Source organism: Streptomyces scopuliridis RB72, from assembly GCF_000718095.1.
In the GTDB taxonomy this organism is placed as follows: domain Bacteria; phylum Actinomycetota; class Actinomycetes; order Streptomycetales; family Streptomycetaceae; genus Streptomyces; species Streptomyces scopuliridis.
Genome location: NZ_JOEI01000013.1, coordinates 136,205 through 159,153, shown reverse-complemented (window position 1 = coordinate 159,153; position 22,949 = coordinate 136,205). Strand labels below are relative to the sequence as shown.

The 22,949-nt window shown below is 68.6% G+C and carries 28 protein-coding genes, 1 other RNA gene and 1 pseudogene; 10 read left to right on the top strand and 20 right to left on the bottom strand.

The window, feature by feature from the left end; genetic code table 11:
* Positions 1-69: 69 nt before the first annotated feature.
* Together IF11_RS0118195 and IF11_RS0118190 are read right to left on the bottom strand one after the other, a co-directional pair.
* Positions 70-822 (bottom strand): bifunctional DNA primase/polymerase, encoded by a 753-nt coding sequence (locus IF11_RS0118195; RefSeq protein WP_030352675.1) that lies wholly within the window; start codon positions 820-822, stop codon positions 70-72.
* A 266-nt stretch (positions 823-1,088) separates the two neighbouring features.
* Positions 1,089-1,724 (bottom strand): TetR/AcrR family transcriptional regulator, encoded by a 636-nt coding sequence (locus tag IF11_RS0118190; RefSeq protein WP_030352674.1) that lies wholly within the window; start codon positions 1,722-1,724, stop codon positions 1,089-1,091.
* 101 nt (positions 1,725-1,825) lie between these two features.
* Here IF11_RS0118190 and ddaH point away from each other — a divergent pair, with 101 nt between their 5' ends.
* The 5 genes and pseudogenes from ddaH to IF11_RS43210 form a co-directional block, all read left to right on the top strand.
* A complete protein-coding gene (gene ddaH / locus IF11_RS0118185; RefSeq protein WP_338119896.1) occupies positions 1,826-2,725 on the top strand; it encodes a dimethylargininase in 900 nt (299 codons plus the stop codon).
* A 240-nt stretch (positions 2,726-2,965) separates the two neighbouring features.
* Positions 2,966-3,469, top strand: coding sequence for an Imm50 family immunity protein (locus tag IF11_RS43215; RefSeq protein ID WP_078490756.1), 504 nt, complete (start codon positions 2,966-2,968; stop codon positions 3,467-3,469).
* Positions 3,456-3,863 carry an Imm50 family immunity protein gene (locus tag IF11_RS38985; protein ID WP_078490755.1) on the top strand — a complete coding sequence of 136 codons (408 nt, stop codon included), beginning with the start codon at positions 3,456-3,458 and terminating at the stop codon, positions 3,861-3,863. Before IF11_RS43215 ends, IF11_RS38985 begins: the two co-directional genes overlap by 14 nt.
* Positions 3,856-4,326 (top strand): hypothetical protein, encoded by a 471-nt coding sequence (locus IF11_RS40925; RefSeq protein ID WP_133243227.1) that lies wholly within the window; start codon positions 3,856-3,858, stop codon positions 4,324-4,326. Before IF11_RS38985 ends, IF11_RS40925 begins: the two co-directional genes overlap by 8 nt.
* Before the next feature lie 244 nt (positions 4,327-4,570).
* A pseudogene (locus tag IF11_RS43210) lies at positions 4,571-4,666 on the top strand (amidinotransferase); the annotation flags it as partial.
* 78 nt (positions 4,667-4,744) lie between these two features.
* Here the strand turns inward: IF11_RS43210 and IF11_RS0118175 are convergent.
* The 9 genes from IF11_RS0118175 to IF11_RS40910 form a co-directional block, all read right to left on the bottom strand.
* Positions 4,745-5,860 carry a methyltransferase domain-containing protein gene (locus IF11_RS0118175; RefSeq protein ID WP_030352672.1) on the bottom strand — a complete coding sequence of 372 codons (1,116 nt, stop codon included), beginning with the start codon at positions 5,858-5,860 and terminating at the stop codon, positions 4,745-4,747.
* A gap of 197 nt (positions 5,861-6,057) precedes the next feature.
* Positions 6,058-6,924, bottom strand: coding sequence for a helix-turn-helix domain-containing protein (locus tag IF11_RS0118165; RefSeq protein ID WP_030352671.1), 867 nt, complete (start codon positions 6,922-6,924; stop codon positions 6,058-6,060).
* Positions 6,921-7,433, bottom strand: coding sequence for a DUF6879 family protein (locus tag IF11_RS0118160; RefSeq protein ID WP_030352670.1), 513 nt, complete (start codon positions 7,431-7,433; stop codon positions 6,921-6,923). Before IF11_RS0118160 ends, IF11_RS0118165 begins: the two co-directional genes overlap by 4 nt.
* Complete coding sequence (locus IF11_RS0118155; protein ID WP_030352669.1) at positions 7,417-7,611, bottom strand: hypothetical protein; 195 nt, start codon at positions 7,609-7,611, stop codon at positions 7,417-7,419. Before IF11_RS0118155 ends, IF11_RS0118160 begins: the two co-directional genes overlap by 17 nt.
* A 117-nt stretch (positions 7,612-7,728) precedes the next feature.
* Positions 7,729-8,235 (bottom strand): DUF6879 family protein, encoded by a 507-nt coding sequence (locus tag IF11_RS0118150; protein WP_030352668.1) that lies wholly within the window; start codon positions 8,233-8,235, stop codon positions 7,729-7,731.
* A gap of 137 nt (positions 8,236-8,372) precedes the next feature.
* Positions 8,373-8,630, bottom strand: coding sequence for a hypothetical protein (locus IF11_RS0118145; RefSeq protein WP_244888237.1), 258 nt, complete (start codon positions 8,628-8,630; stop codon positions 8,373-8,375).
* A complete protein-coding gene (locus tag IF11_RS41345; RefSeq protein WP_165840634.1) occupies positions 8,627-8,800 on the bottom strand; it encodes a hypothetical protein in 174 nt (57 codons plus the stop codon). Before IF11_RS41345 ends, IF11_RS0118145 begins: the two co-directional genes overlap by 4 nt.
* The gene (locus IF11_RS40915) at positions 8,797-9,012 is read right to left on the bottom strand and encodes a hypothetical protein (protein WP_030352666.1); all 216 of its coding nucleotides are present in this window, start codon (positions 9,010-9,012) and stop codon (positions 8,797-8,799) included. Before IF11_RS40915 ends, IF11_RS41345 begins: the two co-directional genes overlap by 4 nt.
* Complete coding sequence (locus IF11_RS40910) at positions 8,999-9,169, bottom strand: hypothetical protein (RefSeq protein WP_157848440.1); 171 nt, start codon at positions 9,167-9,169, stop codon at positions 8,999-9,001. The genes IF11_RS40915 and IF11_RS40910 overlap by 14 nt, the downstream gene beginning before the upstream one ends.
* 117 nt (positions 9,170-9,286) lie before the next feature.
* Here IF11_RS40910 and IF11_RS0118125 point away from each other — a divergent pair, with 117 nt between their 5' ends.
* On the top strand, positions 9,287-10,120 hold the full coding sequence (locus tag IF11_RS0118125; protein ID WP_030352665.1) for a helix-turn-helix domain-containing protein: 834 nt from the start codon (positions 9,287-9,289) through the stop codon (positions 10,118-10,120).
* Positions 10,117-10,347 (top strand): DUF397 domain-containing protein, encoded by a 231-nt coding sequence (locus tag IF11_RS0118120; protein WP_030352664.1) that lies wholly within the window; start codon positions 10,117-10,119, stop codon positions 10,345-10,347. The genes IF11_RS0118125 and IF11_RS0118120 overlap by 4 nt, the downstream gene beginning before the upstream one ends.
* Positions 10,348-10,368: 21 nt before the next feature.
* On the opposite strand, the gene IF11_RS0118115 is transcribed toward IF11_RS0118120, so the two are convergent.
* Both IF11_RS0118115 and IF11_RS0118110 read right to left on the bottom strand, forming a co-directional pair.
* On the bottom strand, positions 10,369-11,220 hold the full coding sequence (locus IF11_RS0118115) for a calcium-binding protein (RefSeq protein ID WP_030352663.1): 852 nt from the start codon (positions 11,218-11,220) through the stop codon (positions 10,369-10,371).
* Between the two features lie 221 nt (positions 11,221-11,441).
* Positions 11,442-12,404, bottom strand: a complete 963-nt coding sequence (locus tag IF11_RS0118110; protein WP_030352662.1) for a small ribosomal subunit Rsm22 family protein — start codon at positions 12,402-12,404, stop codon at positions 11,442-11,444.
* A gap of 529 nt (positions 12,405-12,933) precedes the next feature.
* Between IF11_RS0118110 and IF11_RS0118105 the strand changes: the two genes are divergently transcribed.
* The gene (locus tag IF11_RS0118105) at positions 12,934-14,253 is read left to right on the top strand and encodes a hypothetical protein (RefSeq protein ID WP_030352661.1); all 1,320 of its coding nucleotides are present in this window, start codon (positions 12,934-12,936) and stop codon (positions 14,251-14,253) included.
* A gap of 61 nt (positions 14,254-14,314) precedes the next feature.
* Here IF11_RS0118105 and IF11_RS0118100 read toward each other — a convergent pair whose 3' ends face one another.
* Positions 14,315-15,670, bottom strand: a complete 1,356-nt coding sequence (locus IF11_RS0118100; protein WP_051746029.1) for a multidrug effflux MFS transporter — start codon at positions 15,668-15,670, stop codon at positions 14,315-14,317.
* A 129-nt stretch (positions 15,671-15,799) separates the two neighbouring features.
* Between IF11_RS0118100 and IF11_RS0118095 the strand changes: the two genes are divergently transcribed.
* On the top strand, positions 15,800-16,804 hold the full coding sequence (locus IF11_RS0118095; RefSeq protein ID WP_106979196.1) for a Gfo/Idh/MocA family protein: 1,005 nt from the start codon (positions 15,800-15,802) through the stop codon (positions 16,802-16,804).
* A 119-nt stretch (positions 16,805-16,923) separates the two neighbouring features.
* Here the strand turns inward: IF11_RS0118095 and IF11_RS0118090 are convergent, their stop codons facing one another.
* The gene (locus tag IF11_RS0118090) at positions 16,924-18,588 is read right to left on the bottom strand and encodes an alkaline phosphatase D family protein (protein WP_030352658.1); all 1,665 of its coding nucleotides are present in this window, start codon (positions 18,586-18,588) and stop codon (positions 16,924-16,926) included.
* Positions 18,589-18,822: 234 nt separating this feature from the next.
* On the opposite strand from IF11_RS0118090, the gene IF11_RS0118085 reads away from it, so the two are divergent.
* Complete coding sequence (locus tag IF11_RS0118085) at positions 18,823-19,722, top strand: PhzF family phenazine biosynthesis isomerase (protein ID WP_030352657.1); 900 nt, start codon at positions 18,823-18,825, stop codon at positions 19,720-19,722.
* A 2-nt stretch (positions 19,723-19,724) separates the two neighbouring features.
* Here IF11_RS0118085 and IF11_RS0118080 read toward each other — a convergent pair whose 3' ends face one another.
* From IF11_RS0118080 to rnpB, 5 genes are all read right to left on the bottom strand, one after another.
* A complete protein-coding gene (locus tag IF11_RS0118080) occupies positions 19,725-20,726 on the bottom strand; it encodes an aldo/keto reductase (protein ID WP_030352656.1) in 1,002 nt (333 codons plus the stop codon).
* A gap of 80 nt (positions 20,727-20,806) precedes the next feature.
* Positions 20,807-21,130, bottom strand: coding sequence for a nuclear transport factor 2 family protein (locus tag IF11_RS0118075; protein WP_030352655.1), 324 nt, complete (start codon positions 21,128-21,130; stop codon positions 20,807-20,809).
* 233 nt (positions 21,131-21,363) lie between these two features.
* Positions 21,364-21,771: a hypothetical protein gene (locus IF11_RS40205; RefSeq protein ID WP_030352654.1), complete on the bottom strand. Its 408-nt coding sequence runs from the start codon at positions 21,769-21,771 to the stop codon at positions 21,364-21,366.
* Positions 21,772-21,917: 146 nt separating this feature from the next.
* Positions 21,918-22,376 (bottom strand): hypothetical protein, encoded by a 459-nt coding sequence (locus tag IF11_RS0118065; RefSeq protein ID WP_133243226.1) that lies wholly within the window; start codon positions 22,374-22,376, stop codon positions 21,918-21,920.
* A 124-nt stretch (positions 22,377-22,500) separates the two neighbouring features.
* Positions 22,501-22,908: RNase P RNA component class A (rnpB, locus tag IF11_RS37840), an RNA gene on the bottom strand.
* Positions 22,909-22,949: the final 41 nt, after the last annotated feature.

Below are 22,949 nucleotides of genomic sequence, written 5' to 3'. Positions count from 1 at the left end.
GCTCCGCTCGGCCGCTACAGGCCGAGGTCCTGTCACGCGCGCGGGTTCCGCCGGCTGGGCCGCCCCGTGTCAGCGGCCCAGCGGCCAGGCCACCGCGTGCGGGTCCAGCTCGCCGTTCTCGCCCGCGTACCGGGCACACGCGTCGGTCAGGGTCTCCAGCAGCGTCAGCGGATCCGGCAGCGGATGCTCGGGGCCGCGCAGCCACCGCACCGACAGCTCGCCGGGCAACTGGGCCGGGGGTACGAGCACATAGCTGCCCCGGCAGTGCCAGCGCAGCCCGGGGTGCTCGTCCATCGTCTCGGGGTGGCAGTCCAGCTCACAGGGCCACCACTCGTCCTCGTCCTCGGGGGTGCCCCGGGTCGCGGTGAAGAAGAGCATCCGGTCGCCGCCGGAGTCCGCCACGGGACCGACGTCGATGCCCTGTTCGAGCAGCCGCTCCAGCGCCCGGCTGCCCGCTTCGAGCGGCACGTCGAGAACGTCGTGGATCATGCCCGTCGCGGTGATGAAGTTGGCCTCGGGCTGGTTGCGCGCCCATCGCTCGATCTGTGCGCGATCGGTCGTGGACTGGGTCTGCCAGGCGAAGGAGAGGGGGTGCCTGGCCGGGGTGGGACAGCCGATCCGTTCACAGGAACATCGGTAGCCGACGGGGTGGGCGGCGGGCGAAATGGGCATACCGGCGTCCGCGACAGCGAGCAGCAGCGCCTCCCGGCCGGCCACGTCCCCGTCGAACGCGGAACCGTCGGCGCTCTTCTTGGGGCGCCTGCGCAGCCACTGGGGAATCCTGCTCTCCGTGCCGCGGTAGCGGCCGAAATCGTCGCCCATCGATCCCCTCACACCTCATGCTCGTCCCTGCGGACTCACCCCATGGTCCCACCATCCTGCTCCCCGGGTGGCCGCGAGCCCCCACCGGGGTATGGGGAGCCACCCGCCAGCACGGGGCGGATCGCGGCTTATGCGGCGATATATGGCCCCGCGCGGGGGCTCCGGGACCGGTGGCATTCACCACACCCGCCCCGTATGCATCGACGCGCCCCCGCGCGCCCCCCGGCGCTCGGGCGGCCCGGGGCGCCGAGAACCCCTCCTGGCACTCAGTGCCGCGCGGGCGGGCGCGGGGCCAGTCCATGCAGCGCGTACTCGACGATCGTGTCCGCGTACGCGTGCGTCAGCGGCAGCGTCCGCAGCAGCCAGCGATGGGCGACGGGACCGACCAGCAGCTCCAGGGCGATACGGGGATCGAGGTCCTGCCGTACCTCCCCGGCCTCCTGGGCGGCTCGCAGCCGCTTCACATAGAGCTGGAGCTGCGGTTCGAGCATCTTCCTGGCGAATTCGACGCCCAGTTCGGCGTCGACGATCCCCTCGGCGGCGAGCGCGCGGGAGGGCACGTCGTACTTCGGGTCGTTCATCTCGTCGACCGTGGCGCGCAGGACCAGCCTGAGATCGGCCTCCAGATCACCCGTGTCGGGGATCTCGTGGATCCCCTCCCCGCCGTCCGCCTCGCGCGCCGCCTGGTCGCTGAGGTCGAGGAACGCCTCCAGCAGCACGGCCCCCTTGGAGGGCCACCAGCGGTAGATCGTCTGCTTGCCTACTCCGGCGCGGGCCGCGATGCCCTCGATCGTCGTCCTGCCGTAGCCGACCTCGCTCACCAGCGCGAGGGCCGCGTCGTAGATCGCCCGGCGAGAACGCTCACTGCGCCGGGTGGAGTCGGGTGCCCTGCTGTCAGCCATGGCCTCAATCTACAACCGGGGAGGCGGTACGTATCGTCTCGTAGGCCGCGTATGGGAACCACCCGAACGGTTGACAGCGCGCGGGCCCCACGGAGCGGACCATGGCTTCACGCACACCACGCTTCACGTACAACGTGCTTCCCCCCACACACCCTGTGCGCCCCGCAGCTCGTGAGGAGCCCCCCTTGCCTCGTGACGCCTCGCCCCGCCGCTATCTCATGTGCCCGCCGCACCACTTCGCGGTGACGTACTCGATCAACCCCTGGATGAACCCGGCGAAGCCGGTGGACCTGCCGCTGGCCCTGGCCCAGTGGGAGGACCTCCGCGACCGCTACACGGCGCTCGGCCACACCGTCTCGCTGCTGGACCCCGACCCCGGACTGCCGGACATGGTCTTCGCCGCGAACGGCGCCACGGTCATCGACGGCCGCGTGCTCGGCGCCCGCTTCGCCCATCAGGAACGGCACGGCGAGGCGCGGGCGCATCTGGACTGGTTCCGCACCCATGGCTACACCGACATCCGCGAGCCGGTGCACATCAACGAGGGCGAAGGCGATTTCGCCGTCACCGCCACGTATCTGCTGGCCGGACGCGGCTTCCGGTCCAGCCCGCTCTCGCACGGCGAGGCACAGGAGTTCTTCGGCCGGCCGGTGATCGGCCTGGATCTGGTCGACCCGCTCTACTACCACCTGGACACGGCCCTGTGCGTACTGGACGACGCGGCCGACGAGATCATGTACTACCCCGACGCCTTCTCCCCCGGCAGCAGGACCGTACTCGCCCGGCTCTTCCCCGACGCCCTCATCGCCGAGGAGCCGGACGCGGCGGCGCTCGGACTGAACGCGGTGAGCGACGGCCGCCACGTACTGCTCCCCCAGAGCGCGGCCGGTCTCTTCGACTCGCTGCGCGACCGGGGGTTCGAGCCGCTGGGCATCGACCTCGGGGAGCTGCTCAAGGGCGGTGGCAGCGTGAAGTGCTGCACACAGGAGCTGCGCGTCTGAGGGGCACGGACGGTGGAAAGCGGCGGGCCGCCGCCCCCGAACCGCCGGTGACAGTGGCTCCTTGCTCGCGGGAACGCGCCCGTGACAGCCTCTCGGACGTGCGTGGAAACGGGGATGAGACATCAGGGCCGGACCGCCCGTCGAAACTGACCGAGTTGCTCGACTGGACGGAGGCGGAGCGGCCGACCGCGCGCCAGAAGGGACCCGGGCCGGCGCCCGGCGCCGAGGAACATTACTACTATGACCCATCCATGGATTGATCTGGTGAGAAATTCAGATCCGCTCACCGCCCTCTATTCAAAAGTCCCCCCTCTCAACTCCGTCAGACTGCGGTCAATCCATCTCAATTGGCGCGGCCCCACCCTGACGCTGCGGATCGACCTCCCCTCCTTTCCAGATAATGCACCGGCCGACTGGATCGAGTCAGGAAACGATACGTTCCAGTGCCACCTTCAATTCTTGGCGGTCGATCATTTCACAATGAGCACATGGGCGCCTCCTGCTCTTGCCGACATCTCTATTTCACCAACTCACGGCCACAGGATCTCCGTTAGCGCCACGGGAGACAGGGCCACATTTTCTTTCGACAGCAGCGACTCAATCCTTGTCGGCCACTTGAGCGCGTTCACTGCCTGTGAAACCGGGCGGGACAGCGGCCCGCGCAACTTCCTGGGGCGAGTCGACTCTCGACGATTCACATCCCTTCCCAACATTTACGAGAAGACCTTCTATGAGCACCTCTAACTGGCCTTCCTTTCTGGACGACCCGCAGAGCATCTACAACCTGTACGATCAGGAACCGGATCTCAATTCATGCGACCTGTTCTATTTCCTCATAGATGAACGCGGGACCAGCATCACTCTCGGATTCGAGACACCGCACATGCCACAACACGGACGCCACGAACGGGAGTCTCCAAGAGTCAATTCATTCGAGTTCTATCTCGCGTTCGTTGATGTGCGGCAACTGGACATCAAGGGATGGAACGGCCCCGCCGGCAAGGACATTACATTCACGCAAGGCCCTGACGGCGACATCCTGGCGAAAATTGAATCAAGAGGAACCTCCGTAGCCTTTCAGGCGAAATCGCTTTCACTCATCAAGTCGCACGTGAGCCTTGTATCAAGAAATGATTGAGAAATTAGGAGTCACGACGACAACTGGCAGCAATGGTCTGCGTTGGGCGGAAACCCTTGAAGCATGCGGTCTGACCGTCCTTGACAACGGGGTCCCGGCAACGGCCCCATCAGCCCTCGCCGCCATCCAAGCCGTAACAGGAATCGACGTCGAGCCAACCGTTGCGGTGCGAGAGTCACTGGCAGACGCGATGGGCGAATTGGACCGTCAATGGCATACACAGATTTCCAGATCACTTCAAACTTCAGACAATGACGAGTTTTTCATACTGCCACCCGTAAAAGGAGGCAGCAAAATCGGATGGGTCCGCGTCAAGGATTCCGGGGGAACCAACCTCCCCTCCCGCGTCGCAGCCGCAGCAGGCTCACCGGAATTCCTGACGCTCTCTACGGACGGCCATATTTTGTTTGCTGTTTCGGTCGAAGATGACGAATACTGGATTGTCGTCCACAAATTCAAGTGACGCGCGAACTTCCAGACGAGGCAACGGGAGCATTTCAGGCGGGTTCGATGGAGTTGAGCGAGAGCCAGTAGCTGGCGTTTCTCGTACTGCGTGTGTTCACCCGGTCCCGGCCGCGATATCGGGAGTGGTCGGGCGAGAGGGCCCACCAGTCCCCCGAGCGGCGGCGTGGGTGATTGCGGAGTTCGTCGTTCCAGTCCCGGACCATGCGGCTATTGCCGACGGCCCGTGCTTCCGCGCACGACCGGGGTTCGAACTGCTGGGCATCGACCTCGGGGAACTGCTCAAGGGCGGTGGCAGCGTGAAGTGCTGCACACAGGAGCTGCGCGGGCTACGCGCCTGAGCCACCGGGCTCGCGGTCGGCGTGTAGCCCGGCAACCGGAAGCCCCCACCGAGTCGGCGGCTTCACTCCGTTCAGCGCCTACGCCCCGCCGACGACATTACGCGGGTCATCCAGCCAGACCCGCTGACCGTCGCCACCGACCGACAGCCCGAAGCGCGACCGTTCCGGCTGCCCCAGGTCGTACCACCCCAGGAACGCCTTCCTCACCTCGGCCCACAGCGCACGGGGGCCGTACTGCTCCACCTCGTATGTCTCCGCATGCGGGATGTACTCCACCGTTGCCCACGACTTCCGGTCGTCAGCGAAGAGCCAGAGCGTCGCTTCCCCGCTGTCGTCGTCCGCCTCGTACCAGCGATACCAGGCGTCGGTGACACTGAGGCCGATGAAGAACGCGGGATGGTCCTGGATAACGTTCTGCGGCGCGATATCGGTCGTGCTCGTCTCGCCCTTCTCCTCGTGGTAGATATCCGTAACGCGTCCGGCCCCGCCCCGCTGCGTGCGGTCCCACATGAAGGCCGGATATCCGGAGAACGTGCCCCGGGCCTTCCCTCCCACCACGTCCAGCGTGGCGTACGAACCGCTGAAGAAACTGCTGCCCCACGGCGTGACGATCCGCCCCTCGGGACACTGCTCCAACCACGCTCTCGGGACATCCCGCATCGTGCACGTACAGAGAACACGGTCGTACGGAGCGCCCATTCGGTGCCCCTCGCGGCCGTTCCCGAGAACAGTGGCCGGGCTGAACCCCGCCCGCTTCAGATTCCCCCTTGCGGACGTGAGGACCGCCTCATCCAACTCCACGCTGGTCACGGCGCGTTCGCCCAGCCGGTGACACAGCCAAGCGGCGTTGTAACCCACTCCTGTGCCGATCTCCAGCACGCGTTGCCCTTCCCGCACATCGAGCAGGCCGAGCATCTCAAGCATGACCGACGGCATCGAAGAAGACGATGTGAAGAGCTTGAACTCCCCATCAGCCGTGGGCTTCCCGTCATTGACCTGCGTCACGACCGGCGCGTCCGAGTAGACCGCCCGCAACCATCCCTCGGGATCCGCGGTGAAGTCGCCACCCTCGAATACGTCGGGGATGAACAGCCCCCGGTCCACCGAGGCCACCGCCTCTCGCCACTCGGCCGACAGCGCCCCCTTGTTCTCAAGGGCCTGAACGAGTCCGTGCTGTCTCTGTTGCATCGTCATCCGACCTCACTTCTTCGGCGGCTCGTACGGCTTGGTCGGACCCGGCGGTTTGTCGCGGTGGCCGTCACTGCTGGAGGTGTCGGGCTTGCCGGAGTGGTCTCCGCCCTTCTTTCCCATTGCTGCCTCACCTTTCGTCGCTCCTTGTACGCCATCGGCGTGGAACCCATTGTTGTACCGAAAGCAGCCACTCGGTACCGTCAGTCGCGTTCCCGCATGGATTCGGCCCTGTAACCGTCGGCCCAGGACTCCAAGATGGCTCGTGCGTCCTCTTCACCCGCCGAGTGTTCAGCAAAGAAATCGAACAACTCTCGGTAATAGTCAGCGTCCTTGGGATCACGCAGGACAACTTGACCACTGAACAGTTCGACCGTGACGAGCCGGTTGTCGTAGGTGACGAACGTATGAAATGGCGCGTCCGTTACTCGGCGCGTCAAAGGCAGCACTGATAGGCGCACGTTGGGAAACCTCGAAACCGACACGAGGTGATCAATCTGCACGGCCATGACCGAGGCATCGCACAGCTGCCACCGCACTGCTGATTCCGTCAGCAGGAACTCGAATCGCTTGGACTGGTCGTGGAGTACGCCCTGCCGCTCCAGCTTCAGGGCCATGGCTCGGGAGATGTCACCTCCTGCGGGTTCCACGGCAGGGGACATGGCTTGCCGCATGTAGTCCGGGGTTTGGAGCAGGCCGGTGACCATGGCCGGCAAGAAGTGCCGCATATGGCGAGCACCCAATTCCAGGGCGGCGAGTTCCCGCTGACGATGGTGCAGGCCGCGTCTCACAGACGTTCTGACGTCCTCGTACTCGGCATTCGCGACCTGGGCCATGCTCAGCAGGTCCGCCGCCGTGGGGTCGTCCACGCCCAGTGCGCGAAGAATCTGCTGTACGTCCACGACAGACGGCAGGAATCGCCCCGTCTCTATTCGAGAGACCTTGCTCTGCGACATGCCACAGCGCACGGCCAACCGCTCACCCGAGAGGCCGGATGCACGGCGTAGCTCCTTGAGCGCTGTTGCGAGGTCGAGGCGGTCCTGCCCGGCCTGTTGCGGGTCTATCTTCAATCTGCGCCGTACTCCGAGAACGGAACCGACAGGGAAAGAGCCAATTCCTTCCATTGCCGGTACTGGTTGAGGTCCGGGACCTCAAGAAGGTCCCGGCTGATCTGTGTGCCATCGGACCGATAGTTCATGGCGACGACCTTGGAACTGTCGAACAGCCAGAAGTCTCGGTCAGGCAGTCCCGGGTTCTCACGGTCGGTGAGATCAAGGATGCGCACATCCTCTCCGGCCTCGACGTTGTAGCGATACGCCGCGAATTCGTACCGGAGGTAGTCCGAGAGTGGGCGGGTGACGACGTGCACTCGTCGAATCCGACGTCCGGAATCACGGAAGCTCCGAACCTTCACCAGCCATGGATCGTCCTCGGGGAGTTCCAGTTTTCCCGTGGCCTGGAACGTCTCGAACTCCTCCTCTTCACCCTCCATGGAATATGCAGGGAGGGTTTCGAGCCGGAACGCTTCCCGCTCGAACGAACCGAAGAAAGCGGTCCACTGATCACCATCCAAGTGCACGCATAGCCTCCCTCAACACGTCTTCGGGGATGGAGACCACCGCTTCACCCTCAGGCGTCGTGTGCTCGACGATGTAGCCCTGAACCGCTAGCGTCTTGGGCTTGTCCGTGCGGTAGACCGTGGGGCAGTCATCCGTCCGGCAATCAGGGTCTCCGCCGGAGATCCGCGTCAGCTGCATGATTGTTCCCCCTTGCCTCTATGCCGATATGCACCTAGGACGCTAGAGCGGTGATCGTTGGGGAGCATCAGTTACCCGCGTTCCTGCATAGACCCGCCCACCAGATGGTCGGGTTCGTCAGTGGGCGCTGAACGGTACTGCGCTTTCCAGGGCGAGATCTCGCCATGCGAGATACTTGCCGATGTCCGGGTCTTGGATCAGTTCCCGATTGATTTGCGTCCCGTCGGGGCGATAGTTCAGATGAACCACGGTCGCCTCGTCGAACAGCCAGAAGTCCTGCTCAGGCAGTCCGGGGTTCGGTTGGTCCGTCACATCAACTACTTGGTAGTGCTCCCCGGCTGCCACATTCCCCGGGATACACCACTCGAACAGGTAGCGGCTGTAGGGCGTGAGCGGCCGACGGACGACCTTGGCACGGGTCATCGTCCTTCCGGCCGCCGCATGATCCCGGATGGTCCGGTGCCACGGCACGTTGAAGCCGTCCGGCTTCGGCGCTCCGGCCAGGAAGTCGCGGACGGTCGCGTCCTCTGTCGGCATGGTGTACGTCTGGTGCACTTCCAGGCGGAACGCGGAGCGCTTGAAGTCGCGGAAGTACGCCTGCCACTCGTCGCCGTCCAGCAGCATGGGGCTAGAACCGTCCACGGGCACGGGCCGCCTCCTTCAAGACGTCTTCCTATCTGTGTGCTCAGCACGCTACGGATCGTCGCATCAGCTCGGCAAGGCGGGCGGATACTCAAGTCACGACGTCGCATAGAACGGTGTCAGCGGCCCTTCAGGCGTGTTCTGTGGAGGACGGCGAGCGCCAGTAGTTGGCGTTTCTCGTACTGCGTGGCCGGGCGGACCGAGATGTGGTGGACCCGCCAGTGGAGGCCGGTGGGGCGGGTCAGGAGGACCATCGGGTCGGCGAAGCCGCTGATCTCGGCCGGCATGTCGTAGTGGCGGTCGAACACCGCCATGCCGACGCGGAGTTCACCCGGTCCCGGCCGCGATACCGGGAGCGGTCGGGCGAGAAGGCTCACTTCCAGTCCCCCGAGCGGCGGTGCGGGTGATTGCGGAGTTCGTCGTTCCAGTCCCGGACCATGCGGCTGTTGCCGACGGCGCGTGCTTCCTCGCGCTGGCGGCAGAGCGCCGCGCACACGTCGCAGTCGGTTGCGGGGACGGGCTCAAGTTCCGGTAGCGATACGGTCATTGCTCGCCCTCGCCGTCGCCGAAGCGGGGTGCGGAGTCGGGGCACGACGGGTCGCCGCACTCGCACGGCGGCCACCTGAGCGCGTCCCCGGGGGCAAGGTCCGCGCCTTCGGCGCCAGGGTCGTACGTGTATGTCGGTACGACGAGCGAACCGTCCACTCCGTACGCGGCGATCAGCAGCGACAGACGCCTGCGCGCCTCACTTCGCTTCATCGGTCAGCCTCCGCAGTCCGCACGCCACACGCTCCGTCAACTCCGGTGTCGGCTCGGCGAAGTCGCGCGGTACACACCCGGGGACCAACCGGTCGACCCAGTCCTCGTCTTCGGTGTTCGCGACCGTGTCCGTGGCCGGTGTTTTCCGGTCATCCATCTACGCACCCCTACGTCGTCGGGCAACTACTGTCTGTGCCCAACAATCGGCATTCGCGCGTACGCTGACCAGAGTTGAGAGCACGACACCAGGTCTGGGGTGGAGGAGGGACGACACATGTCGGACGGTCTGAAGAGGGCGACGGGGCCGGTCAGCGGGGCCGCTTACTTCGGTGCCGAGGTGCGGGAGTGGCGGCTGGGCAAGGGGCTGAGCCAGCGCGAGGTGGGCGCTCCCGCGCGGTACGGGCAGCAGTACGTAGCGAAGGTGGAGGCCGGGGACCGGATGGCCAGTCCGGAATTCGCCGACGGGTGCGACCAGGTGTTTGGCACTCCGGGCATGTTCGCGCGGCTACGGGATCGGTGCGCCGAGAAGGGTGGGTATCCGGACTGGTTCGAGCCGTACAGGCTGCTCGAACTGCGGGCGTCCGCAGCCCTGACCTTCAGCAACGGGCTGATCGCCGGTCTGTTGCAGACCGAGGCGTATGCGCATGCGATGTTTCGGAAAGGGTGCCCGACCGACGACTTGGACGAGACCGCCGCGAAGGTTGCACGCCGGTTGAAACGGCGTGAGGTACTGGAGCGCGAGAACCCCCCACTGGTGTGGGTCGTCCTGGATGAGTCCTGTCTACGGCGCACGATCGGTAGTCCGGCTGTCATGGCTGAGCAGTTGGCGCACCTGATCAAGGAAGCAGAATCCCCTCGCTTCACGATTCAGTTGCTCCCGTTCAGTTCGGGGGCTATCTCGTGGCATTTGGGGTTTACGCTGCTGAAGTTCGACGATGATGAGCCGGACATGCTCTATCAGGAGACTCTGGGAGCGGGCCATGTCACCGACTCCCGGAAGGTCGTGGCGGAGGCGAGCTTGATCTACGATCGGATGCGTGCCGACGCGCTCTCCCCGGCAGCGTCACTCAAAAGGTTGCGCGAAGTGATGAAGGACTGGACACGATGAACACATTCGATCTCTCCGACGCGCAGTGGGAAAAGTCCAGCTACAGCAGCGGCCTGGGAGGCGAGTGCGTCGAGTTCGCCCGCAACCTCGTCCCCTCCGGCATCGTCCCCGTACGCGACAGCAAGACCCCCACCGGGCCCGTGCTCCTGCTCACCCCCACCGCCTGGAACGACTTCATCGCCTTCGCCGGGCGCACCCGTGAGGGGACGGTGCTCCCTCACGGGTGACGGCCCGGCCCTCGGCCCTGGTTAGTCCTGGTACACCTTGTTCTTGCCCGGGCCGCCGGAGAGCGTGTCGTTGCCCGGGCCGCCGTACAGCACGTCGTCGCCGCTGTTGCCGTACATCGTGTCGTTGCCTTCTTCGCCGTAGAGCGTGTCGTTGCCCCTGCCGCCGTAGACCTCGTCGTTGTCGCCGCCGGCGCGCAGGATGTCGTTGCCGTCGTCGCCGTACAGGGTGTTGATCTCGCCGGTTCCGGTGACGGAGTCGTTTCCGGCGCCGCCACGGCATATGTACTGGCAGGCGCCGGTGAGGATGTCGTCGCCGTTGCCGCCGTCGGCGCCGAGGCCGTTGCCGCCGTCGATGCGGTCGTTGCCGTCGCCGCCGTTGAACTGGTTCTGTCCGGTGCCCTTGAGGACATCGTTGCCCGAGCCGCCGTGGATCGCGGCGATCGCGCTGCTGTCGGAGGTGATCGTCGCCGTGTCGTCGCCGTCGCCGAGGTCGACCGCGTAGGTGGTCGAGTCGTCGGAGCCGAGAGGGGCGGCGATCGTGCACTGGACGACGGTGCGATCGGTCGCCGAGGGGTACGTGCAGCTGTCCCACTCGCTCGCGGACGCGTCGATGGCCATCTCGACCCGGTCGCGGAAGGTGATGAGGTAGTCGGACCCGAACTCGGAGGGGTCGACGTCGATGTCCTTCACGGAGACCTTCAGTCGGTTCTTCTGTCCGTCGGCGGCCTTGTACCAGAGCGCGCCGTCGTCGTGGACGAGAGTGGCCGGGCCGGTCGCGGCCGATGTGTCCGCCTGGGCGGCGGGCGCGATGAACACGCCCCCGCTCAACGCGAGGGCGAGGGTGGCGGCGGCGATGATTCCGTGCTTACGCATGCAGAAGTGTCCCTTCTCGGAACTGGTGGTGGTCAAGCACCTGGCGCAGCGGCGCCGGCGGTCCGGAGGTGGTCGGTTGCTGTCTCCGAACACACGCTTAGACGGCGCTTCAGGAACGGCGGTTGTGCCGAAGAGCCACTTCAGTTGCCTGGGGCGAACATGTCATCCCTGGGTTTCCTGGCGTTCCACTGGAGAGCACCGCGAGGCAACCCAAGCCCCGCTCAGGCACCCGCTTGCGGCCAGGCGTCGCCCCACGCCGTGTCCCTGGCCGCCCGGTAGAGCGGTCCGTGGCGCTTGGTGACCGTCTCCCGGCGCAGGCCGTCATCCTTCGTACACAGGTCCAGCAGCACCTGGCCCTTGCGGATCTGCGGCTTCCGCGTCACCCGGGCCTCCGCCGGGCGCGCCTCGAACCGCACCGCCGCGACATAGCTGAACTTCTCGTCCTCGTACGGCAGCGAGCCGCCCTTGACCTGGCGGTGCAGGGAGGAGCGGCTGACCCGGGCCGCGAAGTGGCACCAGTCCGTGCCCCGTTCGATCGGGCAGGCGCCGTCGTGGGGGCAGGGGGCGGCGACGCGGAAGCCCGCCGCGATGAGCTGATCGCGGGCCTCGATGATCCGCAGATAGCCGTCGGGCGTACCGGGCTCCACGATCACCACGGCCTGCCCGGCCCGCGCCGCTTCCGTGACGAGTGCGGTGCGGTCGCGTTCGGTGAGTTCCTTCAGTACGTACGAGACCGTGACGAGGTCGCTCTCCGGCAGATTCAGCTCCCCGCCGATCCTGGCCCGGCGCCAGTCCGTGGCACGCAGCGCGGGCGCTCCCGAGGCCGCCAGCTCACGCCCCAGGGCGAGTGCCGGCTCGGCCCAGTCCAGGACCGTGGTGGCGCGGCGATCCACCCACGTCGCGTCCGCCGCCCAGACCGCCGCCCCCGTACCGCCGCCCACATCGACATGGCTCCCGGGCGCCCAGCCGGGCGCCGCGTCCGCCAGGGCCGCCAGCGCGGCCCGTACCGCCTCGAAGGTGGCCGGCATCCGGTACGCGGCGTACGCGGCGACGTCGGAGCGGTCACGGAGTACGGGCGCGTCGGTCGGAGTCGTGCCCCGGTAATTGGCGATCAGCCGCTCGACGGCCCCTGCCGCCTGCTTGGGCGGCAGCCCGTCGAGCACTCCGGCGAGCGCGGCGCGCAGCGCTTCGGCGGCGGGGAGGGCGGCGGCCCCGGTGGCGGTCCCGGTGGCGGTCCCGGTGGCGGTCCCGGTGGCGGTCCCGGTGGCGGACTCGGTGGCGGACTCGGTGGCGGACTCGGACTCGGCGGGGTTCACCGTCGAATTCTGACATGCGGCCCGGTCCCGGCCGTGCGCGCCGAATCGGGCAACCTCACCCCCCGAAGCGGGCAGTCATAACGGTCATGCAAACTGCGGTGGGCACAGGCGCAGTTGCTACGCTGGCGCTCCTTGTCCGGCAGCCGCGCTCACGGGGGGACACTTGAGCCGGCTCGTGAGACAGCCGTGAGACAGCAGGGGAACCATGAAACAGAGGTTCGTGCGCCGGCCCCGACCGGACGACGTACCCAGCGGAGGACGCTTCTCCCGCGTAGGCCGCTTCTCCCGCGGCAGCGGTTTCTCTCGCGGGAGCCGTTTCTCGCGTGGAGGCGGCTACTCGCCCGGGGGTAGCCGCTTCCGTGGCGGCGGTCGCTTCCGTGGCGGCGGCGAGGGAACCATACGGCAGCGGATCGTACGTCTGACCCTGGTCGTCGGGGTGATCGTGCTGGCGCTGCTGCTCCTGCTCAGCACCTGCGGCGGGAACAAGGCCGCCAAGACGAAGGACGACGGCGCGGCCAAGAAGGCCGTCACGAATGTCGTGGACCGGGCGCCGCGGCTCAGCGTGCCGGACGGATACGACGCGGCGCGCGGCTGGGAGATCGTGGACGGCTCCCCCGACTTCGCCCTCGCCCATGACACGAACCGGCTCGCCTATCTGGAGCGGGCCGGCGCGGACCGGTTCCGGCTGCGGACGCTCGATCCCGAGACCGGGGAGCGCGGCTGGGACGGGGAGCCCTGGCGGCCGCTGTTCACCCCCGACCGGTTCCCCCGGCTGCTGTCCGTCGCCAAGGACGACCAGGAGTACTTCGTCACCTGGTCGTACGGGAAACTCGACCCGGACGAGCTGCGCCCCGCCGACTCCATCGTCTCCCTCGACATCTACAACGCGGCCGACGGCTCCCGCCTGCGGGTCGAGACCCCCTGGGTGGACGCGCCGAAGGTGAGCGCCGCGGGACCCGCCATTCTGATCAGCGACGGCAAGGCCACCAGCGCGGTCATCGATCCGGAGACCGGCGATGTGGTCAAGGTCCCGCCCGGCTCGCTCGGCTACCCCAAGGGCTGCAAGGAGTGCCGCAAGCTGACCGAGGTGCACGGGGTCACCGCGAAGGGGCTGCTGGTCGGCGGGGCCAAGGAGTTCTGGGTACGCGGCGGCTGGTTCAGCCGGCAGAGCGCGCCGAAGGACACCGACACCGCCTCGGGTGTGCCCGCCTCGATGGCGAGCGGCTACATCCTCGCCAAGTGGCAGAAGAAAAGAGCTGCCAAGGACGCTCGTACGCACGAGGTCTGGGCGGTGCACGACGCGGCGAACGGCAAGGTCGTGGCGCAGGTGCGGTGCCGTAAGCCGGCGATCAACCCGGCCGAGGACCCGCGCCTCATCGCCTCCCCCGACGGCCGCTTCCTGATCGCCGGGCGGCTCGCCTTCGACCTGGACGCGAAGAAGGCGTACTGCTTCGAGGAGGCGGACGGCACCCAGCCGCTGACCCTGACCACCGTGTCGGACGACGGCACGGCGTACGGCGCGGTGAGCGCCCGCAACACGGCGGACGCGCTGGCGGGCGGCGGCAACCCGGTCATGGTGGACCTCACGACCGCGACGCCCGAGGCCCTGGCCACCAATGTCCGGCTGCCCAGCGCGGAGGCGTCGGGAGTCGGGCTCTTCCGCTGGACAGACTCGAAGGACCGCCCGCATCTGATCGGCTACCCGCGCCGGGGCTGAGGGCCGAGGGCGCTGAGGGCCGAGGGCCCAGCCCCGGCGCGGGCAGGCAGCGAAGCGACCGTCAGGCGCCGGCGGCCGGGCGCTCCCTCGGCTGCTGGTGCTGCCACGGCCGTACGAAACCGAGGAAGCAGCCGAGCGAGCCGACCGCGCACACCAGCTGCACGACCGCCATCGGAACGGCCGTGTCCTCGCCCGCGATGCCCACCAGCGGCGAGGCGATGGCGCCGATCAGGAACGACGACGTACCGATCAGCGCGGACGCCGAGCCCGCGGCGTGCGGGGTCCGCATCAGCGCCGAGGCGTTGGTGTTGGGCATCGCGAGCCCCATCGCGGACATCAGCACGAACAGCGCCGCCGCGACCGGGAAGAGCCCCACGGAACCGAACACCCCGGAGGTCATCAGCAGCAGGGCCAGCGCCGCGACGGTGATGACCAGGAGCCCGAAGCCCAGCACCCGGTCCATGCTGACCCGGCCGACGAGCACCTTGCCGTTGATCTGGCCGACGGTGATCAGACCGATGGAGTTGACGCCGAAGAGCAGGCTGAAGGTCTGCGGCGAGGCGCCGTAGATCTCCTGCACCACGAACGGCGAGGCCGCGACGTACGCGAACAGCGCGGCGAAGGCCAGACCGCCCGCGAGCATGTAGCCGGTGAAGATCCGGTCCGCGATCAGCCCGCGCATCGTACGCAGCGCCGCGACGGTACCGCCGCTGTGCCGCCTCTCCGGCGGCAGCGTCTCGTGCAGCCACTTCCAGACGACCAGCGTGAGGATGACGCCGACCACCGTGAGGACGGCGAAGATGCCGCGCCAGTCGGTGAGGCGCAGCACCTGGCCGCCGATCACGGGCGCGATGACCGGCGCGACCCCGGAGATCAGCATCAGGGTGGAGAAGAAGCGCGCCATCTCCACACCGTCGTAGAGATCACGCACCACCGCGCGGGCGATCACGATGCCCGCCGCGCCCGCCAGCCCCTGCAAGAGGCGGAAGCCGATGAGGAGTTCGGTGGTGGGCGCGAGCGCGCAGATCGCGGTGGCGAGTACGTACACGATCATGCCGAGCAGCAGCGGCCGGCGCCGCCCCCACTTGTCGCTCATCGGTCCGACCACGATCTGGCCGAGCGCCATGCCCGCCAGACAGGCGGTGAGGGTGATCTGCACCGTCGCCGCAGGTGAGTTCAGCGAGCGGGTGACCTCCGGCAGGGCCGGGAGGTACATGTCCATGGACAGCGGGGGCAGCGCGGTGAGCCCGCCGAGTACGAGGGTGACCAGCAGCCCGGCACGGCGCGCGCCCGCCACCTGGTCCTGCGGGGGTGCCTGCTGGGGTGCCTGCCGCTGTTCCGGAATCGGTGCCGAGCGACGCTGCTCGGGCGGTATATGTCCTTTACGTCCTTCGGTGGTTCGGCCGCCGTCCGGCATTCCTGTCTCCATGTCGTTGAATCCGTACCTATGCTCTCAGCTCAGCGGGAGCGGTCGAGACCTTTATGTGGGGCAGCCATGACAACAGGACAGATGTCACAGCAGGTGTCGCAAGAAATGTCGCAAGGGATGTCGCAGGGGAGAGCCGTCCGGTGGGGCGTGCTGGCGACGGGCGGGATCGCCGCGCGGTTCACCACGGACGTACGGGAGCTGCCGGACGCCGAGGTGGTGGCGGTGGCCTCGCGCAGCGACGCGTCCGCGAGGGAGTTCGCCGGCCGGTTCGGGATCCCCCGGGCGTACGGCGACTGGTCCGGGCTCCTCGCCGACGAGGAGGTGGACGTCGTCTACGTGGCGACCCCGCACTCCGCGCACCGGTCCGCCGCCGGACTGGCCCTGGCCGCTGGGAAGCCGGTGCTGTGCGAGAAGGCGTTCACACTCAACGCGCGCGAGGCCGGGGAGTTGGTGTCGCTCGCCCGGGAGCGCGGTCTCTTCCTGATGGAAGCCATGTGGATGTACTGCAACCCCGTCGTCCTGCGGCTGGTGGAGCTGGTCCGGGACGGTGCGATCGGGAGCATCCGTACCGTCCAGGCCGACTTCGGCCTTCAGGGCCCGTTCGACGCCGGCCACCGGCTGCGTGACCCGGCGCTCGGCGGTGGCGCGCTGCTCGATCTCGGCGTCTATCCGGTCTCCTTCGCGCAGTTGCTGCTGGGCGAGCCCGACCGCGTCCAGGCCGACGCGCTGCTCTCGCCCGAGGGCGTCGATCTCAACACGGGGATGCTGCTGGGCTGGGACTCCGGGGCGACGGCGCTGCTGACCTGCTCGGTGACGGCCCGCACGCCGGTGACGGCGACGGTGACGGGCACGGCGGGCCGGATCGAGGTGCCGTCCGGTTTCTTCTCGACGGAACGGTTCGTACTGCACCGGGCCGGTGCGGAGCCCGAGGAGTTCACCGGTGACGGCGCGCTCCACGGCCTGCAGTACGAGGCGGCCGAGGTGATGCGCTGTCTGCGGGCCGGCGCGACCGAATCCCCGCTGGTGCCGCTGGACGGCACACTCGCGGTGATGCGGACGCTCGACGCGGTACGGGACCGTATCGGCGTCCGCTTCCCCGCGGACGACGCCAGAGCCGCCTGAGCCCCGGCAGTCCGGCCTGAGCTCCGGCAGTCCGGCCTGAGCCCGTCAGGCCGACCAAGCCCGGCAGTCCGGCCTGAGCCCGTCAGGCCGACCAAGCCCGTCAGGACGGCCTGAGCCCGTCAGACCGGCCTGAGCCCCGGGTTGCCCACCTCGGTCACGAAGGACGCCGCCGTCGTGACCGGGGCGCCGGGCGTCGTGATGACCTTGACCGTCTTGAAGTCCGCCCGCGCCTGCCGCTCGCCGAGCGTCACCGTGACGTATCCGCGCCGCCCGTTGTAGAACCTCATGTGCGGGTTGGCCTCCATGAACGTGGCCCAGTTGGACGGCCGGTCCGTGCCGTCCTTGCCGCTGGAGACGGAGGTCGCCACGATCTCGGTGCCCAGCGTGCGCGACCCCGGGTTGTCCCAGTCCTTCTTCAGGTCGTACGCGTAAGCGGTGTGCACATCCCCGGTCAGCACCATGAAGTTCTTGAGACCTGCCGCCTCGACCCCGTTCAGCAGCCGCTGCCGGGAGGCGGGGTAGCCGTCCCACGAGTCCATCGACAGCTTGTACCCGGCCGTCGGCAGATTGCGGCGCCGGGCGAAGGTCACCTGCTGCGGTACGACGTTCCAGGTCGCCTTGGACTTCTTCCAGCCGTCCAGCAGCCACCGCTCCTGGTTCGGGCCGGTCATCGTGCGCCCCGGGTCCTCGGACTCCGGGCCCGGCAGCTGCCAGCCGTCGCCGTACGCCTGGTCGTCGCGGTACTGGCGGGTGTCGAGGATGTCGAACTGCGCGAGCCGTCCGAAGTGCAGCCGACGGTAGAGCCGCATGTCGGGTCCGTCGGGCCGCTGCGGGGCGCGCAGCGGCTGGTTCTCCCAGTACGCGCGGTAGGCGGAGGCCCGGCGCAGCAGGAACTCCTGCGGCGGCACGTCGTTCTCGGGGACGTCCCCCGCGTAGTTGTTCTCGGTCTCGTGGTCGTCCCAGGTGACGACGAAGGGGTGCGCGGCGTGCGCGGCCCGCAGATCCGGGTCGGACTTGTAGAGCCCGTACCGCATCCGGTAGTCGTCGAGCGTGACCGTCTCGCGGTTGAAGTGAGCGGGCAGCTCGCGGTCCTGGTAGTTGCGGGCGCCGCCGGCGGAGTTGACGGCGTACTCGTAGAGGTAGTCGCCGAGATGGAAGACCGCATCGAGATCCTCGGCCGCGAGGTGCTTGTACGCGGTGAAGTAGCCGTCGTGGTACGCCTGGCAGGAGACGGCGGCGAACGTCAGCGCACTCGTCCTGGCGCTCGCGGCGGGCGCGGTACGGGTGCGGCCGACCGCGCTGATCCAGCTGCCGGTGCGGAAGCGGTAGTAGTACACGCGGCCGGACTCCAGCCCGGGGACCTCGACATGCACGCTGTGGTTGAACTCCGGGTGCGCGTCGGTCTCCCCGCGCTTGGCGATCCGGCTGAAGGCCGCGTCATGGGCCAGCTCCCACCGTACGGAGACCCTGTTGGCGGGCAGGCCGCCGTCGGCCTCGTACGGGCGGGGCGCGAGCCGGGTCCAGAGCAGCGCGCTGTCGGGGCTCGGGTCCCCGGAGGCGACGCCGAGGGTGAACGGGTCCTCGGCGATCTTCCTGGCGTCCAGCTCGGCGGCGCTCGCGACACCCGCCCGCGGCAGATTGACGGCGAAGGCGAGCGCGGCGGCGGCAGCGGTGCCGGTGAGGAGGCGACGGCGGCCGAGGTGCGCGGCGGCGGCTCTGAGCTCGGGGGAATGCGCGCTGCCCGGTGGAGGGCCGGCTGGTGCGTGGCGAAGTACAGGTGTCATGTGCCCCTCCCCTGACGGCGGCTGTCTCTCGCATTGCAGTCGGGGGCGAAGACGCCCTGCTGTCGTGTGCACAACATGCGCATGGCGGCTGGATGAGGACCGCGTGCTGCGCCACGTTGTACCCCACGTAACGCATTTACCCCGTCCGACCATGAACGCCATGCGGAACATCAACACCAAGGGGCGAATCGCCGTGAAGGAATGCACCGGACCGCCCGTGCTGTTGGGTGAGGCATGAGCCCGCACTTCGCATCCGCAGCCAATCCCGGAGCAGTCCTCCGGTACACCGCGTTCTCGACCGATCCCGAGGGCGGCAACCCGGCCGGTGTCGTCTTGGACGCGGCCGGGCTCGGTGATGACGCGATGCTCGCGATCGCGGCGGAGGTGGGGTACAGCGAGACCGCGTTTCTGACCGCGCCGCCGGAGGGGCTCGGTGAGCCGGGCCGGGCGTTCACCGTGCGGTACTTCAGCCCGAAGGCCGAGGTCCCCTTCTGTGGACATGCCACGGTCGCCACCGCCGTCGCGCTCGCCGAGCGGGCCGGCCCCGGCGATCTCGTCTTCGAGACCCGCGCCGGGACCGTCCCGGTGACGGTCACCGAGCAGGACGGCGCGCTGCGGGCCACGCTCACCAGCGTCGAGCCGTACGTCACCGAGGTCGGCAGCCAGGACGTACGGGAGGCGCTCGCCGCGCTCCGCTGGCCGGCGACCGATCTCGACCCGGCGCTGCCGTCCCGTATCGCCTTCGCCGGGGCCCGCCACCTCGTCCTGGCCGCCGCGACCCGGGCCCGGCTGGCGGATCTCTCGTACGACTTCGAGCGCCTCGAAAAGCTCATGACGCGGCTGGATCTGACGACCATTCAGCTTGTCTGGCGGGAGTCCGCGACCGTCTTCCATGTCCGCGACCCGTTCCCGGTGGGCGGCGTCGTCGAGGATCCGGCGACGGGAGCCGCGGCGGCGGCGTTCGGTGCGTACGCGCGTGAACTCGGCGTCGTACCGGGCGAGTCGGTGCTCACCCTCCACCAGGGCGCGGACATGGGCCGCCCGGGTGTGCTGACGGTGGAACTTCGGCCGGGCGACCCGCGCGTCCGGGTGGGCGGCGCGGGCGCCCGGATCCCGGAGCGGTCCCAGGGATAGCGCTACGCGGCCAGCAGGTCGCGGATCTCCTTCATCTGGCTGTCGCGCAGCGGCCCGTACGCGAGGGCTCCGGCGTTCTCCTCGGCCTGGGCGACCGAGCGGAAGCCCGGGATCGGCACCGTATGCGGGCTGCGCGCCCACAGCCAGGCCAGCGCGCCCTGCGCGAGGGTGCGGCCGTCGCTGGTGAGGACATCCCGTACGGAATCGACGCGCGCCGCCCACTCGGGGGCCGGCACCCCGCCCTCCCCGAACCAGCGCAGCCAGGCCGGGGGCACGGTCCGGATGTCCCGTCCGGCCTCGGACACACCCCGGGCGCCGACCCCGGACCGCCCGGCCAGCAGCCCCATCGCGAGCGGACTGCGGTTGACGCTCGCGAGGTCGCGCTCCGCGCACAGCGCGAACATCTCCGGCGCGTCCTCAAGCACATTGCAGGCGTGCTGCACGGCCGCGCAGTGCGCCCCCTCGGCGAAGAGCGCGGCGCGCTCCGCGTCGTCGGTGCTCCAGGCGTACGCGCGGATCAGCCCCTCGCGTACGAACTCCTCGCAGAGATCGCGGAGTTCGGTTGCCCGGTCGAGTGCGGCGTCGGACAGATGCAGCTGGTAGAGGTCGATGTGATCGGTGTCGAGCCGGCGCAGCGACGCGGTGAGCGCGCGCCGCGCGTACGCGGGTGTGTCATCGGTGCCCGTCAGGGTCTTGGTCGCCTCGTCGCACACGATCCCCCACTTGGTGGCGATGACGACCTCGTCCCGCCGCCCCCGTACCGCGCGCCCGAGCACCCGCTCGCTGTGGCCCGTGCCGTACGCGTCGGCCGTGTCGAAGAAGGTGACCCCAAGCTCGATCGCCCGCCGGATCGCAGCCACCGACTCCTCGTCGTCGACCGCGCCCCAGCCGAGCGGATTGCCGGCGGTGTCCTGCCACTCACCGCCGATCGCCCAGCACCCGAAGCCGAGCGCGCCGACGGTGATCCCGCTGTGTCCCAGTGTTCTGCTCTCCAAGGATTCCATGGAGGGAACGCTAGGAGTTGAAGCGCACACGAAGACAAGCGGCGCCCACGAAAACAAGCCCACGCGTGTGAGGGGGCCCGTCACGCCTGCCCGGTCTCGAACCGCTCGACCTTCCCGTCCTCGACCGTGAACCGCCACGCGGTCCGCATCTCGCCCCAGGTGTCATTGCTGTAGCGCGCGACCAGCGCCAGCCCGCTGTCCGACTGCGATTCGACGTCCATGCGCCCGCGCGAGGTGAAGATCTCCCGGTCGGTCCACTCGTCGAGATCCCGCTCGGACCCGTCGTCCGACATGGTCGCCCCGGGCGCGAGCGCGTCCCGGAACGCCTCACGGTCACCCTTGTTTACCGCACGCACGAACGCGCGGACCGCGGGGTCGCTGAGCTTGTCCACAGAGATGGTCATGGGCTCTCCCTCGATGCGTCGATGCCTGGGTGTCCGGATACCCGGGTGTCCGGATACCCGGATGCCTGGATACCCGGATGCCTGAATACCCGGATGCCTGAATACCCGGGTGCCCGGATACCCGGGTGCCTGGGTGCCTGGGTGCTGGAAGCGCTGCGGAGTCCTCTCCATCCCTACACCGTCCGGCGCCGCCCCGCCCCTCGGGCGTCACCCCCTTGGCCGCACCCCCGGCGTCATCCGAAGAACCGGCGCAGCAGCCAGTCCGGCATCACATCCGCCTCCCGGATGGGCGGCCCGAACTCGAATCCGTGCCGTCCCGCGTGCCCCTCCGGAAGACAGCAGCTCTCCTCCGACACATTCCCGGCCAGGAACTTCTCCGGACACGACTCCAGCCGAAGCAGCTCCCGCTCCGGCCCGTACTCCCCCGTATCCGGCCAGCGCGCCCACATGACCCATGGAGCCGCCGTCTCCGACCCGCGCACACACTGCGCGATCACATGATGCAACCCCTCATGCCCCGCCTCCAGCGCACACCACAACACCCGCTCGGACCGGAACCCGCCCTCCAGCCTGTCGAGCGCGGCCATCTCCTCGTCGAGAAAGAGAATCCGCTCCGGACACGACACCTGATGAATCGACACTGCCGACCACCTCCGGTCCGTCAGTGTGCCCCCGCCCCCCGCGCCCGTCAGCGAATCGTCCCCACGTCACCCCTGAGCGCGGCCCCTCGACAGCCCGTACGTGTGCTCACACAGCCGGCCCGCGGCGCCCGCGGTCCCAGCGGCGGCTATCGGGACACGCGCGTAAGCCGCACATACTCGTCCGCGACCACGGGCACGACTTCTTCGGCGACGGCCACGAGGGCATCCAAGGACGCCGCCCAGCCGGCCAGGTGCAGAGCCTCCGCGACCCAGCGCTCCGCCCGCGGGCCGGTGTGCGCTGCCTCTGCCAGCTCCGCGAAGGCGAAACCCTTGGCACGAGGGTTGGTGATGAGGCGGGCGCTGCGCTCGGCGAGGTCGAGGTCACCGGACTTCACGGCGGCTCGGGACAGCCGGGCGAAGGACCAGTTCCGCTGGTTGTGCCTGGTGACGGAGTTGGCCGTGGCCTCCAGATCGGCCAGCAGGCCCCGGGCGCGTTCCTGATCACCCGCCTCGGCGATTCCCTCGGCCACGGCCGCGAGAATACGGACCGCGTAGTCCGAGTCCCGGTCCGGATCCGCGTGGGTGGCGACATAGGCACGAGCCATGCCTTCGGCGCGATCCGCGTCGGACGACGCCACTGCCCGGACCAACTCCGCGAACCGCCACTTCTCTCCCCCAGCTCTCCCAGCACGACAGTTTTACCGCATCGGGAGCCTGGGGCGAGAGCGGCAGACGAGTCGGGCTGTACGCCGGATTTTGTCGCCGGTCGGCCTCGCGGCCGGCCGGGAGACGGCCATCCATCTAGGACCGGCGTTGCCACCGGTCTCGTGCGGTCTACCCGCGGACTCGGGCGGGCAGCCCTCGGTCGTCCGCGCAGGAGCACCGGGGTGCTCCCTTTTGACCTTGCTCCGGGTGGGGTTTACCTAGCTGCCCAGGTCACCCTGGGCACTGGTGGTCTCTTACACCACCGTTTCACCCTTACCGAGGCCCGTACGGATACGGTCCCCGGCGGTCTGTTTTCTGTGGCACTGTCCCGCGGGTCGCCCCGGGTGGCCGTTAGCCACCACCCTGCCCTGTGGAGTCCGGACGTTCCTCGGGAAGCCCCAGGGGGCTCCACGCGGCCGTCCGCCCGGCTCGTCTGCCGTGTCGGCCATGTTACCCGGCGGGAGGGAGGCCGA